This is a genomic window from Endozoicomonas sp. NE40 (assembly GCF_040549045.1).
GTDB classification, from domain to species: domain Bacteria; phylum Pseudomonadota; class Gammaproteobacteria; order Pseudomonadales; family Endozoicomonadaceae; genus Endozoicomonas_A; species Endozoicomonas_A lisbonensis.
The window spans coordinates 2,735,458-2,753,043 of sequence record NZ_JBEWTB010000002.1 but is presented as its reverse complement, the minus strand read 5'-3'; the positions used below and the strand labels follow the sequence as shown (position 1 = coordinate 2,753,043).

1 protein-coding gene (only partly in view) is annotated in these 17,586 nt (G+C 51.7%); it reads right to left on the bottom strand.

The features are described 5' to 3' along the window. Nucleotides 1-15: 15 nt before the first annotated feature. On the bottom strand, nt 16-17,586 hold the 3' portion of the coding sequence (locus V5J35_RS13345) for a VCBS domain-containing protein (RefSeq protein ID WP_354016406.1). 16,461 nt of this gene lie beyond the right edge of the window; only the last 17,571 of its 34,032 coding nucleotides appear in the window; its start codon lies beyond the right edge, outside the window — the gene reads right to left on this strand; its stop codon occupies nt 16-18.

The following is a 17,586-nucleotide window of genomic DNA, read 5'->3' as shown; positions in this document are numbered from 1 at the left end:
AGGTTATCAGACCGATCACTGATCGATCTGAAGGTTACCGTCATCCAGAAGGTTATTGATAATCTCTGCATCAGAGCCCCCCGTAGACGATAAATCCACACCCTTCAGTGTCACTTTCTGGGTCACATCGCCATTGGCCTGACTACTGATTTCCACCGTAGTATCACCATTTTCGAAATTGAAGTGCAGATACTCATCCAGCTGGTGATTTTCTTCATCCACCAGCACATCACTCAAGTCCAGAACGTCGCCGCCTTCACCCGTATGGAAATCAGTAATCGTGTCTTCTGCAGGGTCAGCAGCCGTACCCACATCATTAAGATGCCAGATAAAGTGATCAGAGCCGTCACCACCGGTCAGAATATCATCGCCTGCTCCACCGAAAATCAGGTCAGCGCCTCCCTTGCCCTCAATAACATCACTGCCCCCTGAACCTTTAATCATTTCTGCGCCATCGGTTCCAACCAGATAGGCAGTGTCATTCTGGGAGATGATGATTTTGGCGTCATCAATAAGGGTTCCGGAATGCCCTCCTTCACCTTCGCCATCACGACCACCATGTTCAAAGTGAATGTAACGGGCTCCGGCACCATAATTGGCAAATGAATGGCTCGCTTCCTGCCAGCCTCCGGCAGCAGTCAGTTCACCCGAATCGTAGGAGGCAATCACATTCTGGTCAGCGTCACGTACCTCAACACGCAACTGATATTCATCAGCAACGCTGCCGCGCTGACGGAACCAGTCGCTTATATCAATGGTTGGAACGGTATCCAGGAACTCGGCTGAGAAGCCTTTTGCTAACAGATCAACCGTCTGGGCTTTTCTGTTCCAGTTATCAGACACCGCCCAGCTGGAACCATCCCCGTCGTGGCTGGTTCCGGTGCCTGCAGTCCAGCCACCATCATTAATTTCAGTCACCGTCCAGCCTGACAACCCACTAGTAGAACCGGGGTTGGTTAACAAATTGTCTGACACAGTGCCACGAACATTTAAAGAGAAGGTTTGCGTGGCACTGGATAAGCTGCCATCACTCACGGTAAAGCTAAAGCTACTACTGCTGTCTGTGTCGGTAGAAGGTGCCGTATAAGACAGGTTCTGAATATCAGCCTGACTGATGGTCTGGTTGACTGTCACGGCTACCCCGTTCAGAAGCAGTGAGCCGGTGTCAGGCACTGCGGTAATGGTGATCGACTGCAGACTGTCATCATGATCATCATCACTGAAACTGAAGTCGCTTTCCCTGAAGTTATGGCTGTCGCCCTGATTGAGCAACAGGGCATTATCGGCAGACACCGGTACTTCGTTTACATCCGTAACATAAACGGTGTAATCCTTCGTTGAGCTTACGCCTCCATCACTGGCTTCAACAGTAATGGTATGACTGGCTCCGGACTCATGATCAAGCAGCGAGCTATCCGCTACCGTGATTTCACCTGTTGACGCATCAATGGTAAAGCGTCCCCCGGCATCATCTGTCAGCGAATAGCTCACTGCAGCGCCTTCCTCATCCTGGGCTGACACGGTTCCGACCACACTGGCATTGGCGCTGTTTTCTTCAATATGCAACGCATCGCCCAATTGGCTGTCAATATCACCCGCCTGGAAAACAGCTTTCACTTCTGCGGCACTGAGTGCCTTGTTGTAAACAGCGAACTCATCAATGGCTCCGTCAAGCTCACCGTCAACACTCCAGTGGCTCTTGCCGATATAGTTGTTACTCCGAACCGTTTCTGTGGGAACAACCCCCGCCCTTGCCTCGACCAGCTCTCCATTTTTATAGATACTCATGGTGCCATCAGCGGCAATGGTGGTCGTTACATGAACCCACTCACCCGCTGTAAAGAAGTCCGGTATTTCAAACTTGTACGTTCCAGCGTTCGTGTCATTGATAACATGGAAGCCCAGATCATTGGTTCTGCCGACATGCCCCAGCAAGATGTTGTTATTGCCTGCTCCATCACCAAAGTCAAAGATTCTTGACCAGTTGTCGTCAAAGCTGTCGAATCGTACCCATGTCGATACCGACATTGCACCACCGGTTTCCAGCCCGGCAATTTCGCCAGCCCCGTCTGTGCCATCCATTTCAAAGGCGGTTCCGGAACCGTTATATCCGGTGCCTGTGGTAGCACTGCCGCTCAGTGTCAGATTATGACCATTGCCTGTGGCATCTTCGTTGTCGTTAAAGCTATAAGCTGCGACGATCTCTTCAACCAATGAGTGAGAAGCAAGCTCTGGCGCATCATTAACCTCTGTAACGTCAATTGACCAGAGAACATCCGTGGTTTCAGTGCCATCCGACAAGCTAATTTGTACTGCAAGAGAGCCGGTATCCTGTTGTTCAGGCGTACCGCTGAAGGTGCGGGTGGCTGCATCAAAGCTTAACCATGCCGGTAACGGGCTGCCATCTGGCAGGCTGGCAGAGAAGGTAATGGTATCGCTATCAGGATCAGCAAAAGCGTTGGCTGGCAATGTGTAACTGAACGATGCATCTTCCGTGGCTGACTGGTTTGTCAGGGCAGTGACCACTTCCGGTGCGTCATTATCCACATTACTAAACGACAGTGTTGCCTGTGTTGGCGTGGTCTCCGTACCATCGGACAGGACAACGTCCAGAGCAACATCACCAATAAAGTTGTTGTCAGGCGTAAATTCATAATGGTGATCATTGACCGTGATACTGCCCGCAGTGGCGATTCCATGACCATTGGCCTTATCAACCACCTGTCCGTTTTCAGCCCTCAGGTCGAAGGCCAGGTTTGTGCTGGCATCCGCTACGCTCATGCCACTTTCAATAGAGGTCTGGCTGACGGCATCGTAAGAGAGGGTGACAAATTCCATCCTCGCATTAGTCAGGGACTGGCTCGAATCCAAGCCACGTCCGTAATCGTCTTGCTCCTGACCCAGTATGACCCAACCATTAGCATCCAGAGTGGTGCCCTGAGAAAGGGTATGCGTACTCACCAATTGATGATTGTCAAACAGCTTTACCTCGCCCGTCGTATTGTCCCATGTCAGGGTGATGTTGTGTGTGTCACCGTCATTAATGTTCAGCCCTGAGAAGTTTACTGTCGATCCGTTGTTAAGCGTGAGGTACATCTCTCCGGTTGAGTTATTTTGTCTCAGCAGAATCTCGTTATCACTGCTGTCGCTTGTAGACATACTAAATAGTGAATCAATGCTGCCGGTATGAGCGCCAGTGGATGTGTACTCAAACTCCAGGGAGAAAGCATCAAAACTTTGCATCCTCTCCGTGAGTTCAATTTTATTGTCAGTATCCGTCCCAAACACAAAGCCGTGTGCTTCCGCCAGGGTTCCGTCGGTGCCACTGTACGACACATCACTGATGGACACGGTATCACCATCGACATCTGTCGCTCCCGCCAGCAGCTGGTCGTTGCTGATCGTCAGAACCGTGTCTTCGGAACCTTGCAGTGTCACCGGTGTGTCTGCGGCATCAGGCGCATCATTGACAGCGGTAATATCAATGACTGCACTGCCAGCCGTGTCAGCGGTGCCATCGTTAATGTTGTAGCTGAACGCTATATCGTCTCCGTTGAAATGCTCTGCCGGTGTAAACGTCCAGGTGTCATCGCCATTATCGGTCAACGTACCGTGGCTGCTGTCTGCCAGAGTCAGGCTGTTAATGCTGAGCGTGTCACCATCAACATCCGTTGCATTGGCTAGTAACTGGTCTTTGGTGATGACGATGGCGGTGTCTTCGTTGGTAGTGCCGAGGTCAACCTGCGTGGTGACCGCTACGTCATTGGTGCCGTTAATGGTGAAATCCAGATCATGAGGCGTACCATCCAAAGCCTGAACGGTGATGGTTTCCGTCAGGCTTTCGCCGTCGTCCAGTGACTGAATGACGGTCTGGGTATTGTCGGCGGTATAAGTCCAGTTACCGTTAGTATCGATGGTGAGTGAGCCGTAGGTGCCAATGACCGTTTCGGCAGTGAAGCTGGCTTCGCCGGTATCAACATCAGTGATATCCAGCTTGCCGGTTGCGGTTAAGGTGGCTGCGTCGTCTTCTGTAACAGCCCCGGTGTCCGTACCGCTTATTACTGCAGCATCATTGGTGTTTGCAAAGGTCAGGGTTGCCTGTGTCGCTGTCGTATCCGTGCCGTCAGACAGCTCATAATCCAGTACTATATCGCCGTTGAAGTGTGCGTTGGGTGCAAATTCGTAATGGTCATTCGCCTGAATGCTGCCAGCAGTGGCAATCCCATGACCATTGGCTGTATCAACCACCTGTCCATTTTGGGCTTGCAGGTTCACAGCCAGATTAGAGCTGGCATCGGCCACGCTGATACCTGCCTCTACATCAGTCTGACTCACCAGATCATACGACAAAGTAACACGACCAATTTCTGCATTGGTCATGGACTGTGAAGACTGGAAGCCACCACCAATACTGTCCTGCTCCTGTCCCAGGATCAACCAGCCATCCTCAGGAATAGTGATGCCCTGCGACACTGTGTTAGTAGCCAGCAGCTGGTTATTGTCATACAGTTTGAGGTCGCCGGTTGTATTATCCCAGGTTAATGTGATGTTGTGCGTTGCGCCGTCATGAACATTGATCTGAGAGAAGTTAGTGTGAGAGCCATTAACCCAAACAGTGATCGAACCATTACTGTTAATAGTTTCAACCAACAATGAGTTCGAATTGCTTGAGGTTGCCATGCTGACCACAGCATCAATAGTTCCTGAGTGACTACCCGTTGACGTGTACTCAAACTCCAGTGAGAAGGCATCAAAGCTCTCCAGACTCTCAGTGACCTCTATCTTGTTATCCGTATCACTGCCAAAGACAAAATTATTCACTTCAGTGAGCGTACCGTTCGCACCACTGTAAGACACATCACCGATGGTTAAGGTATCGCCTTCAACATCCGACGCTCCGGCAAGGAGCTCGCCTTTAGTGATCACCAGCGTCGTATCTTCTGTTCCCTGTAATGTAACCTGAGAATCTGCGGCATCAGGCGCATCGTTCACAGCGGTCACATCAATAACTGCGGTGCCAGCCGTGTCAGCGGTGCCGTCGTTAACGTTGTAACTGAACTCTATATCATCTCCGTTGAAGTGTTCTGCCGGTGTAAACGTCCAGGTGTCATCGCCGTTGTCGGTCAGGGTACCGTGGCTGGCATCCGTCAACGTTAAGCTGTTGACACTTAACGTATCGCCATCAGCATCCGTTGCATTCGCCAGCAGCTGGTCTTTGGTGATAACGATGGCGGTGTCTTCGTTGGTAGCACCAAGGTCAACCTGAGTGGTGACCGCTACGTCATTAGCGCCGCTGATGGTGAAATCCAGATCGTGAGGCGTACCATCCAAAGCTTGAACGGTGATGGTTTCAGTTAGACTGTCGCCGTCGTCCAGTGATTGAATAGCTGTCTGAGTGTTGTCGGCGGTGTAAGTCCAGTTACCGTTAGCATCGATGGTGACTGAGCCGTAGGTGCCGTTGATCGTTTCTGCAGTGAAGCTGGCTTCGCCGGTGTCAGCGTCAGTAACCGTTAATGCTCCGGTAGCTGTGAGTGTTGCGGCGTCATCTTCTGTCACAGAACCGGTATCAACGCCGCCGATCACTGCCGCATCGTTGGCACCACTGATGGTTATAGAAATGTCTTTAGTGGTGCCATCAACGGACTGAACCGTTACTGTGTCAGTCAGGGTGTCACCGTCGCCCAGTGATTGAATAGCAGTCTGGGTGTTGTCGGCGGTATAAGTCCAGCTGCCATTGTTATCAATGGTCACTGAGCCGTAGGTGCCGTTGATCGTTTCTGCAGTGAAGCTGGCTTCGCCGGTATCAGCGTCAGTAACGGTTAATGTTCCGGTAGCTGTTAGTGTTGCGGCGTCATCTTCTGTCACAGAACCGGTATCAACGCCGCCGATCACTGCCGCATCGTTGGCACCACTGATGGTTATAGCAATGTCTTTAGTGGTGCCATCAACGGACTGAACCGTTACTGTGTCTGTCAGGGTGTCACCGTCGTCCAGTGACTGAATCACGGTCTGGGTATTATCGGCGGTGTAAGTCCAGTTACCGTCAGCGTCGATGGTGACTGAACCATAAGTGCCGTTGATGGTTTCTGCAGTGAAGCTGGCTTCACCGGCGTCAGCATCGGTGATGGTCAGGGTGCCGGAAGTGGTCAGTGTGGCGGCGTTGTCTTCTGTCACACTGCCGGAGTCTGCTCCCCCAATAACAGCAGCGTCACTGGTCGCTGTCACGTCAATCACGGCACTGCCTGCTGTGTCTGCTGTGCCGTCATTCACATTGTAAGTGAACTCGATGTCATTGCCGTTGAAGTCAGCCGCCGGTGTAAACGTCCAGGTGTCATCGCCATTGTCGGTCAGGGTGCCGTGACTGGCATCCGTCAACGTTAAGCTGTTGACACTTAACGTGTCGCCATCGGCATCCGTTGCATTCGCCAGCAGCTGGTCTTTGGTGATGACGATGGCGGTATCTTCGTTAGTAGCACCAAGGTCAACCTGCGTGGTGGTGGCTGCGTCGTTTCGGTCTGTGATCCGGATGGTATAGTTCTGTGTGCTGCTGAGACTGCCATCAGACACTTCCACCGTAATGGTATGGGTTTCTGCCGTCTCATGATCCAGCAGAGAGCCATCAGCAACGGTGATCTCACCTGTGTTGCTATCAATGGTAAACCGTCCCCCGGCATCATCGCTTAAAGAAAAGGTTAAGCTATCGCCTTCTGCATCTGTAACAGTGGCTTTTCCGACCAATGTTCCGTTCCTGGCACCTTCAATCACCTGACGTACGCCAATGGTCGTTTGCACGATGTCATTACTGCCAGAGTGATTTGATGTCCATACTACTTTCAGTTCACCGCTCTCAAGCTGAATGATTTGAGGGTCAACTTGATTCGAGCCGGTGCTTGAATTAATTATCTGCTCATCAGAAATCGGGTTACCACTGGCATCAAAATGCCTGCCGAGGATATTCCAGTCTGTCTGCCCATCAGCCTGAGACTGCCAGGTGACAAAGAACTCACCATTATGCAATGCCTGAACCCTGAACGAACTCTCGTCACCGGCAGAGCTATTGACAACCGTTGGTGTGCCTGCACTGCTTCCATCACTGCTCCACTGCTGAATATAGACTGTATCGCCGCTTTGATAAGCAACGGCGATATTGCCATTGCTGAGTTCAGTAATGCTTACATCGCTACTGTTGGCAGATGCTGTATTGCCAAAGTTGATCGTGCCTGATACATCAGAGCCATCAGCGGCATAAATCTTCAGAACGGCGTTATCATCATTGCTGTTGCTATCTCTCCAGACTGCAGCAAAACCACCGTTGTCCAGTGCAGTGATATCAGGATCACCCCATTGATAAGAACCAAAACCCTGCTCATGGATAATCGTTGTTTGCGTATCACCATTGGCATCCAGTATGAGTATGGTTGGCTTCCGGCTGTTGGCGCTATCGATACCAATTGAGACAAAGCGGTTATCTTTCAGAGCAACAATGTTGTTGTCATAGTAGTAATCACCTGCAAAGCTGCTCTCGGCTTTCACTTCGTTGCCAGCACTATCGAAGACACGAATACGCGACCCGGGAGTGTTCCCCGGATCAAGGTGCTCCCAGAGGACGGCATAGTTGCCATTATCCAGAACGGCAACGGAGGGGTTTCTAAGGTAATCATCACCTGTTGGTGTTGTCGAATTAATCTGGAATTCTGTACCATCCGGTATCATGTCAGCATTAAATTTCTGAGCCTTGATTGCATTAGTTTCAGATACCCACACTGAAATGTAACCACCGTCCTCCAAACGGGAAAGGTCTGGGGAATTCTGGTCCCCTGCAGTCGAGCTATGAATAACTTCGTCATCCGGGGCATTGATGTTTGTAGCAGACTCAAATACCGGAGCATCATTTACCGCAGCAATGTCCAATGTGGCCCGGGTCGATGTAGTGTCAGTACCGTCAAAGATATTGTAATCCAGCGCAACAGAACCATTGAAGTCAGTAGCCGGTGTAAACGTCCAGGTATCATCACCGTTGTCGGTGAGAGAACCGTGACTGGCATCCGTCAGCGTTAAGCTGTTGACGCTGAGGGTGTCACCATCGACATCTGTTGCATTGGCCAGCAGCTGGTCTTTGGTGATGACGATGGCGGTGTCTTCGTTGGTAGTGCCAAGATCAACCTGAGTGGTGACCGCTACGTCGTTAGCGCCGTTGATGGTGAAATCCAGATCATGAGGCGTACCGTCCAGAGCCTGGATCGTGATGGTTTCCGTCAGGCTTTCGCCGTCGTCCAGTGACTGGATGACTGATTGTGTGTTGTCGGCGGTGTAAGTCCAGTTACCGTTAGCGTCGATGGTCACTGAGCCGTAGGTGCCATTGATCGTTTCTGCGGTGAAGCTGGCTTCGCCGGTGTCAGCGTCAGTAACCGTTAATGCTCCGGTAGCTGTGAGCGTTGCGGCGTCATCTTCTGTCACGGAACCGGTATCAGCACCGGCGATCACCGCTGCATCGTTGGTACCACTGATAGTTATCGCAATGTCTTTGGTGGTGCCATCAACGGACTGAACCGTTACTGTGTCTGTCAGGGTGTCACCGTCGCCAAGAGCCTGAATAGCTGTTTGGGTATTATCGGCGGTGTAAGTCCAGCTGCCGTCAGCGTCGATGGTGACTGAACCATAGGTGCCGTTTATTGTTTCTGCAGTGAAGCTGGCTTCGCCGGTATCAGCGTCGTTAACCGTTAGTGTTCCGGTAGCTGTGAGTGTTGCGGCGTCATCTTCTGTCACAGAACCGGTATCAACGCCGCCGATCACTGCCGCATCGTTGGTACCACTGATGGTGACGACAATATCTTTGGTGGTGCCATCAGCGGACTGAACTGTCACTGTGTCAGTCAGGGTGTCGCCGTCGCCCAATGCCTGAATAGAAGCCTGGGTGTTGTCGGCGGTATAAGTCCAGCTGCCGTCAGCGTCAATGATGACTGAACCGTAGGTGCCGTTGATCGTTTCCGCTGTGAAGCTGGCTTCGCCGGTATCAACATCAGTGATATCCAGCTTGCCGGTTGCGGTTAAGGTGGCTGCGTCGTCTTCCGTAACAGCCCCGGTGTCCGTACCGCTTATTACTGCAGCATCATTGGTGTTTGCAAAGGTCAGGGTTGCCTGCGTCGCTGTCGTATCCGTGCCGTCAGACAGCTCATAATCCAGTAATATATCGCCGTTGAAGTGTGCGTTGGGTGCAAATTCATAATGGGCATGCGCGTGATGAATGCTGCCAGCAGTGGCAATCCCATGACCATTGGCTGTATCAACCACCTGTCCATTTTGGCCTTGCAGGTTCACAGCCAGATTAGAGCTGGCATCGGCCACGCTGATACCCGCCTCTACATCAGTCTGACTCACCAGATCATACGACAAGGTGACATTACCAAGTTCTGCATTGGTCATGGATTGCTCAGACTGGAAGCCACCACCAATACTGTCCTGCTCCTGCCCCAGGATCAACCAGCCATCCTCAGGAATAGTGTCGCCCTGCGACACTGTTTTAGTAGCCAGCAGCTGGTTGTTGTCATACAGTTTCAGGTCGCCGGTTGTATTATCCCAGGTTAATGTGATGTTGTGCGTTGCGCCGTCATGAAAATTGATCTCAGAGAAGCTAGTGTGAGAGCCATTAACCCAAACTCTGATCGAACCATCACTGTTAATAGTTTCAACCAGCAATGAGTTCGAATTGTTTGAGGTTGCCATGCTGACCACGGCATCAACACTTCCCGAGTGATTGCCCGTTGACGTGTACTCAAACTCCAGTGAGAAGGCATCAAAGCTCTCCAGACTCTCGGTGACTTCTATCTTGTTATCCGTATCACTGCCAAAGACAAAATTACTCACTTCAGTGAGCGTACCATCCGCACCACTGTACGACACATCACTGATGGTTAAGGTATCGCCTTCAACATCCGATGCTCCGGCAAGGAGCTCGCCTCTAGTGATGACCAGCGTCGTATCTTCTGTTCCCTGTAATGTAACCTGAGAATCTGCGGCATCAGGCCCATCGTTCACAGCGGTCACATCAATAACTGCGGTGCCAGCCGTGTCAGCGGTGCCGTCGTTAACGTTGTAGCTGAACGCAACATCGTCACCATTGAAATGTTCTGCAGGTGTAAACGTCCAGGTGTCATCGCCGTTGTCGGTCAACGTACCGTGGCTGCTGTCTGCCAGAGTCAGGCTGTTAACGCTGAGCGTGTCACCATCAACATCCGTTGCATTGGCTATTAACTGGTCTTTGGTGATGACGATGGCGGTGTCTTCGTTGGTAGTTCCAAGATCAACCTGCGTGGTGACCGCTACGTCATTGCTGCCGTTAATGGTGAAATCCAGATCATGAGGCGTACCATCCAAAGCCTGAACGGTGATGGTTTCCGTCAGGCTTTCGCCGTCGTCCAGTGACTGAATGACGGTCTGGGTATTGTCGGCGGTATAAGTCCAGTTACCGTTAGTATCTATGGTGACTGAGCCGTAGGTGCCAATGACCGTTTCGGCAGTGAAGCTGGCTTCGCCGGTATCAACATCAGTGATATCCAGTTTGCCGGTTGCGGTTAAAGTGGCTGCGTCGTCTTCTGTGAGGCTGGCTGTCTGAGTGCCAGTGATGACAGCCGCATCGTTAGTTCCCGTAACAGTAATGGTCACCACTTTCGGGTCACTGGCTTGTCCATGACTGTCGACGGCTTCATACGTGAAGCTTACATCCCGGCTTTCTCCTTCTGCCAGATCCTGAAAGTCATCTCCCAGCTCAAATTGGAAATTCCCGAGATCATTTCCCCCCATGACCTGCTGAATCTGCGGTTCACTCAGAGCTTCGCTGTATACCCTGAGGTCACTGAGCTGACCATCATGACCATGAAACTCGTTGTCATCCTTATAAGCACCTATCTGGTACACGCCTGAAGTCGGATAATCAATATCACCACTTTGTGCTGTCGAACTTGCCTTGAGATCGCCATTTACAAACAGCTTCATGGTCGAGCCGTCATAAGTTGCAGCAACGTGGTACCACTCTCCAGTATTGAAGCTCTCATTATTAACGAGATAAGTCATACTACTGCTATCACTGGATTTCAGGGCAAAGCTGAACTTGTTCCCACTGCTACCCAGAACCCAACCTTTTTCAAAAGTACCGTTGTCCTGGAATAGCCCCATAAAGCCACCCCACGAGTCAGCACTGTCGACTTTAACCCACCCCCCAACGGATAACGACTGCGCGGGCAAAGCGTCTACGGCATCGTTGTCCAAGGCAAGGGTGATCATTCCACTGTTGTCAAAGTCAGCGACTGGCCCGCGGTCTGGATCCTGAACAAAGCTGACACCACCATTACTGCTTCCATCAGGTCCTTGCCCGGTAGTGTCGGAGCTGTCATTTGCCAGCTTGTAATGGCCTACAAAGCTGCTAGTGACCTGACCTTCTGATGGCTGACTGAGAATATTAAAGCTGTAGCTGTCTCCTTCTACATCCGTGGCAGTCAACTGAGCCGTCTGCCTCGCATCGTCTTCTGAGACTGTCAGGGTCAGCTCCTGAGCTTCTGGGGCATCATTGACTGCCAGAACATCGACAGCAGCCGTGGCGGAGGTCGTTGTTGTTCCATCGGATACTGCAAAGCTAAAGCCGACATCATCACCATTAAAGTTAGCGACCGGATTGAACGTCCAGGTGTCATTACCGTTATCGGTCAGTGAGCCATGGGCGACGTTATCAAGGGTCAGGCCAGAGATACTCAGGTTATCACCATCAATATCAGAAGCATTGGCTAACAGTTGGGCAGCCGTGATAGTGATGCTGGCATCCTCATTAATACTCCCCAGGTCTACGGCACCAACTACCGCGGCATCGTTGGTACCACTGATGGTGATGACGATGTCTTTGGTGGTGCCATCAGCTGACTGAACTGTCACTGTGTCGGTCAGACTGTCGCCGTCGCCCAGTGATTGAATTGCAGTCTGGGTGTTGTCGGCGGTATAAGTCCAGTTGCCGTCAGCGTCGATGGTGACTGAGCCGTAGGTGCCGTTGATCGTTTCTGCGGTGAAGCTGGCTTCGCCGGTGTCAGCATCAGTAACCGTTAGCGTTCCGGTAGCTGTTAGTGTTGCGGCGTCATCTTCTGTCACAGAACCGGTATCAACGCCGCCGATCACTGCCGCATCGTTGGCACCACTGATGGTTATAGCAATGTCTTTAGTGGTGCCATCAACGGACTGAACCGTTACTGTGTCTGTCAGGGTGTCACCGTCGCCCAGAGCCTGAATAGCTGTTTGGGTATTATCGGCGGTGTAAGTCCAGCTGCCGTCAGCGTCGATGGTGACTGAACCATAAGTGCCATTAATTGTTTCCGCAGTGAAGCTGGCTTCACCGGCGTCAGTATCAGTGATGGTCAGAGTGCCGGAAGTGGTGAGTGTGGCGGCATTGTCTTCTGTCACACTGCCTGAGTCTGTTCCCGCAATAACGGCTGCGTCACTGATCGCTGTCACGTCAATCACGGCAGTGCCTGCAGTGTCTGCAGTGCCGTCATTCACGTTGTAAGTGAACTCGACATCATTGCCGTTGAAGTCAGCCGCCGGTGTAAACGTCCAGGTGTCATCGCCATTGTCGGTCAGGGTGCCGTGACTGGCATCCGTCAACGTTAAGCTGTTGACACTTAACGTGTCGCCATCGGCATCCGTTGCATTCGCCAGCAGCTGGTCTTTGGTGATGACGATGGCGGTATCTTCGTTAGTAGCACCAAGGTCAACCTGCGTGGTGGTGGCTGCGTCGTTTCGGTCTGTGATCCGGATGGTATAGTTCTGTGTGCTGCTGAGACTGCCATCAGACACTTCCACCGTAATGGTATGGGTTTCTGCCGTCTCATGATCCAGCAGAGAGCCATCAGCAACGGTGATCTCACCTGTGTTGCTATCAATGGTAAACCGTCCCCCGGCATCATCGCTTAAAGAAAAGGTTAAGCTATCGCCTTCTGCATCTGTAACAGTGGCTTTTCCGACCAATGTTCCGTTCCTGGCACCTTCAATCACCTGACGTACGCCAATGGTCGTTTGCACGATGTCATTACTGCCAGAGTGATTTGATGTCCATACTACTTTCAGTTCACCGCTCTCAAGCTGAATGATTTGAGGGTCAACTTGATTCGAGCCGGTGCTTGAATTAATTATCTGCTCATCAGAAATCGGGTTACCACTGGCATCAAAATGCCTGCCGAGGATATTCCAGTCTGTCTGCCCATCAGCCTGAGACTGCCAGGTGACAAAGAACTCACCATTATGCAATGCCTGAACCCTGAACGAACTCTCGTCACCGGCAGAGCTATTGACAACCGTTGGTGTGCCTGCACTGCTTCCATCACTGCTCCACTGCTGAATATAGACTGTATCGCCGCTTTGATAAGCAACGGCGATATTGCCATTGCTGAGTTCAGTAATGCTTACATCCTTACTGTTGGCAGGTGCTGTATTGCCAAAGTTGATCGTGCCTGATACATCAGAGCCATCAGCGGCATAAATCTTCAGAACGGCGTTATCATCATTGCTGTTGCTATCTCTCCAGACTGCAGCAAAACCACCATTGTCCAGTGCAGTGATATCAGGATCACCCCATTGATAAGAACCAAAACCCTGCTCATGGATAATCGTTGTTTGCGTATCACCATTGGCATCCAGTATGAGTATGGTTGGCTTCCGGCTGTTGGCGCTATCGATACCAATTGAGACAAAGCGGTTATCTTTCAGAGCAACAATGTTGTTGTCATAGTAGTAATCACCTGCAAAGCTGCTCTCGGCTTTCACTTCGTTGCCAGCACTATCGAAGACACGAATACGCGACCCGGGAGTGTTCCCCGGATCAAGGTGCTCCCAGAGGACGGCATAGTTGCCATTATCCAGAACGGCAACGGAGGGGTTTCTAAGGTAATCATCACCTGTTGGTGTTGTCGAATTAATCTGGAATTCTGTACCATCCGGTATCATGTCAGCATTAAATTTCTGAGCCTTGATTGCATTAGTTTCAGATACCCACACTGAAATGTAACCACCGTCCTCCAAACGGGAAAGGTCTGAGGAATTCTGGTCCCCTGCAGTCGAGCTATGAATAACTTCGTCATCCGGGGCATTGATGTTTGTAGCAGACTCAAATACCGGAGCATCATTTACCGCAGCAATGTCCAATGTGGCCCGGGTCGATGTAGTGTCAGTACCGTCAAAGATATTGTAATCCAGCGTAACAGAACCATTGAAGTCAGTAGCCGGTGTAAACGTCCAGGTATCATCACCGTTGTCGGTGAGAGTGCCGTGGCTGGCATCCATCAGCGTTAAGCTGTTGACGCTGAGGGTATCGCCATCGACATCTGTTGCATTGGCCAGCAGCTGATTTTTGGTGATAACGATGGCGGTGTCTTCGTTAGTAGCACCAAGGTCAACCTGTGTGGTAACCGCTACGTCGTTTGCACCGTTGATGGTGAAATCCAGATCGTGAGGCGTACCATCCAAAGCTTGAACCGTGATGGTTTCAGTTAGACTGTCGCCGTCGTCCAGAGACTGGATGGCCGTTTGGGTGCTGTCTGCCGTATAAGTCCAGTTGCCATTAGTATCAATAGTAACTGAGCCGTAGGTGCCGTTGATCGTTTCTGCAGTGAAGCTGGCTTCGCCGGTGTCAGTATCGGTAACACCCAACGTGCCGGTTGCGGTTAAGGTGGCTGCGTCGTCTTCGGTGAAAGAGGCAGAGGCAGTACCGGTGATCACAGCAGCATCGTTAATGCCGTCGATGGTGATAGTGACATCGTGCGTTGTGCCATCAACAGACTGAACCGTCAGGGTGTCAGTGAGGCTGTCGCCGTCGCCCAGTGATTGAATAGCAGTCTGGGTATTGTCGGCGGTGTAAGTCCAGTTACCGTTGACGTCAATGGTGACTGAGCCATAGGTGCCGTTGATCGTTTCTGCGGTGAAGCTGGCCTCGCCGGTGTCGGCATCAGTAACATTCAGTTTGCCAGTTGTAGTTAAGGTGGCTGCGCCATCTTCTGTCACACTGCCGATATCTGTGCCGCTGATCACCGCCGCATCGTTGGTACCATTGATAGTTATGGTAATGCCTTTGGTGGTGCCATCAACGGACTGAACTGTCAGCGTGTCCGTCAGGCTGTCACCATCGCCCAGTGACTGGATAGCGCTCTGGGTGTTGTCGGCGGTGTAAGTCCAGTTACCGTCAGCGTCAATGGTGACTGAGCCGAAGGTGCCGTTCATGGTTCCGGCAGAGAAGACTGCCTCGCCAGCGTCCTGGTCCGTGATATCCAGTTTGCCTGTGACTGTTAAGGTGGCGGCTGCCTCTTCTGTAACGGCCCCGGTATCCGTTCCGCTGATCACTGCCGCATCATTGGTACCATTAAAGCGGAGAGTCGCCTGGGTGGCAGTGGTATCAGTACCGTCGGACAGGGTGTAATCCAGTACCGCGTTGCCATCAAAGTTACTGTTGGGGGTAAATTCATAATGGTGGTCATTGACCGTGATACTGCCCGCAGTGGCGATTCCATGACCATTAGCCTTATCAACCACCTGTCCGTTTTCAGCCCTCAGGTCGAAGGCCAGGTTTGTGCTGGCATCTGCTACGCTCATGCCACTTTCGATAGAGGCTTGACTGACAGCATCGTAAGAGAGGGTGACATATTCCATCCTCGCATTAGTCAGGGACTGGCTCGAATCCAAGCCACCTCCGTACGAGTCTTGCTCCTGACCCAGTATGACCCAACCATTAGCATCCAGAGTGGTGCCCTGAGAAAGGGTATGCGTACTCACCAATTGATGATTGTCAAACAGCTTCACCTCGCCCGTCGTATTGTCCCATGTCAGGGTGATGTTGTGTGTGTCACCGTCATTAATGTTCAGCCCTGAGAAGTTTACTGTCGCTCCGTTGTTAAGCGTGAGGTACATCTCTCCGGTTGAGTTATTTTGTCTCAGCAGAATCTCGTTATCACTGCTGTTGCTTGTAGACATACTAAATAGTGAATCAATGCTGCCGGTATGAGCGCCAGTGGATGTGTACTCGAACTCCAGGGAGAAAGCATCAAAACTTTGCATCCTCTCCGTGAGTTCAATTTTATTGTCAGTATCCGTCCCAAACACAAAGCCGTGTGCTTCCGTCAGGGTGCCGTCGGTGCCACTGTACGACACATCACTGATGGACAGGGTATCACCATCGATATCTGTCGCTCCCGCCAACAGCTGGTCGTTGCTGATCGTCAGAACCGTGTCTTCAGAACCTTGCAGTGTCACCGGTGTGTCTGCGGCATCAGGCCCATCGTTCACAGCGGTCACATCAATAACTGCGGTGCCAGCCGTGTCAGCGGTGCCGTCGTTAATGTTGTAGCTGAACGCTATATCGTCTCCGTTGAAATGTTCTGCCGGTGCGAACGTCCAGGTGTCATCGCCATTGTCGGTCAACGTACCGTGGCTGCTGTCTGCTAGAGTCAGGCTGTTAACGCTGAGCGTGTCACCATCGACATCCGTTGCATTGGCCAGCAGCTGGTCTTTGGTGATAACGATGGCGGTGTCTTCGTTGGTAGCACCAAGGTCAACCTGAGTGGTGACCGCTACGTCGTTAGCGCCGTTGATGGTGAAATCCAGATCGTGAGGCGTACCATCCAAAGCTTGAACGGTGATGGTTTCAGTTAGACTGTCGCCGTCGTCCAGTGACTGGATGACTGATTGTGTGTTGTCGGCGGTGTAAGTCCAGTTACCGTTAGCGTCAATAGTGACTGAGCCGTAGGTGCCGTTGATCGTTTCTGCAGTGAAGCTGGCTTCGCCGGTATCAGCGTCAGCAACCGTTAATGCTCCGGTAGCTGTGAGTGTTGCGGCGTCATCTTCTGTCACAGAACCGGTATCAACGCCGCCGATCACGGCCGCATCGTTGGCACCACTGATGGTTATAGAAATGTCTTTAGTGGTGCCATCAACGGACTGAACCGTTACTGTGTCAGTCAGGGTGTCACCGTCGCCCAGTGATTGAATAGCAGTCTGGGTGTTGTCGGCGGTATAAGTCCAGCTGCCATTGTTATCAATGGTCACTGAGCCGTAGGTGCCGTTGATCGTTTCTGCAGTGAAGCTGGCTTCGCCGGTATCAGCATCAGTAACCGTTAGCGTTCCGGTAGCTGTGAGTGTTGCGGCGTCATCTTCTGTCACAGAACCGGTATCAACACCGGCGATCACCGCTGCATCGTTGGCACCACTGATGGTTATAGCAATGTCTTTAGTGGTGCCATCAACGGACTGAACCGTTACTGTGTCTGTCAGGGTGTCACCGTCGCCCAGAGCCTGAATAGCTGTTTGGGTATTATCGGCGGTGTAAGTCCAGCTGCCGTCAGCGTCGATGGTGACTGAACCATAAGTGCCATTAATTGTTTCCGCAGTGAAGCTGGCTTCACCGGCATCAGCATCGGTGATGGTCAGGGTGCCGGAAGTGGTCAGTGTGGCGGCATTGTCTTCTGTCACACTGCCTGAATCCGCTCCTCCAATAACGGCTGCGTCACTGGCTGCTGTCACGTCAATCACGGCACTGCCCGCAGTGTCCGCTGTGCCGTCATTCAC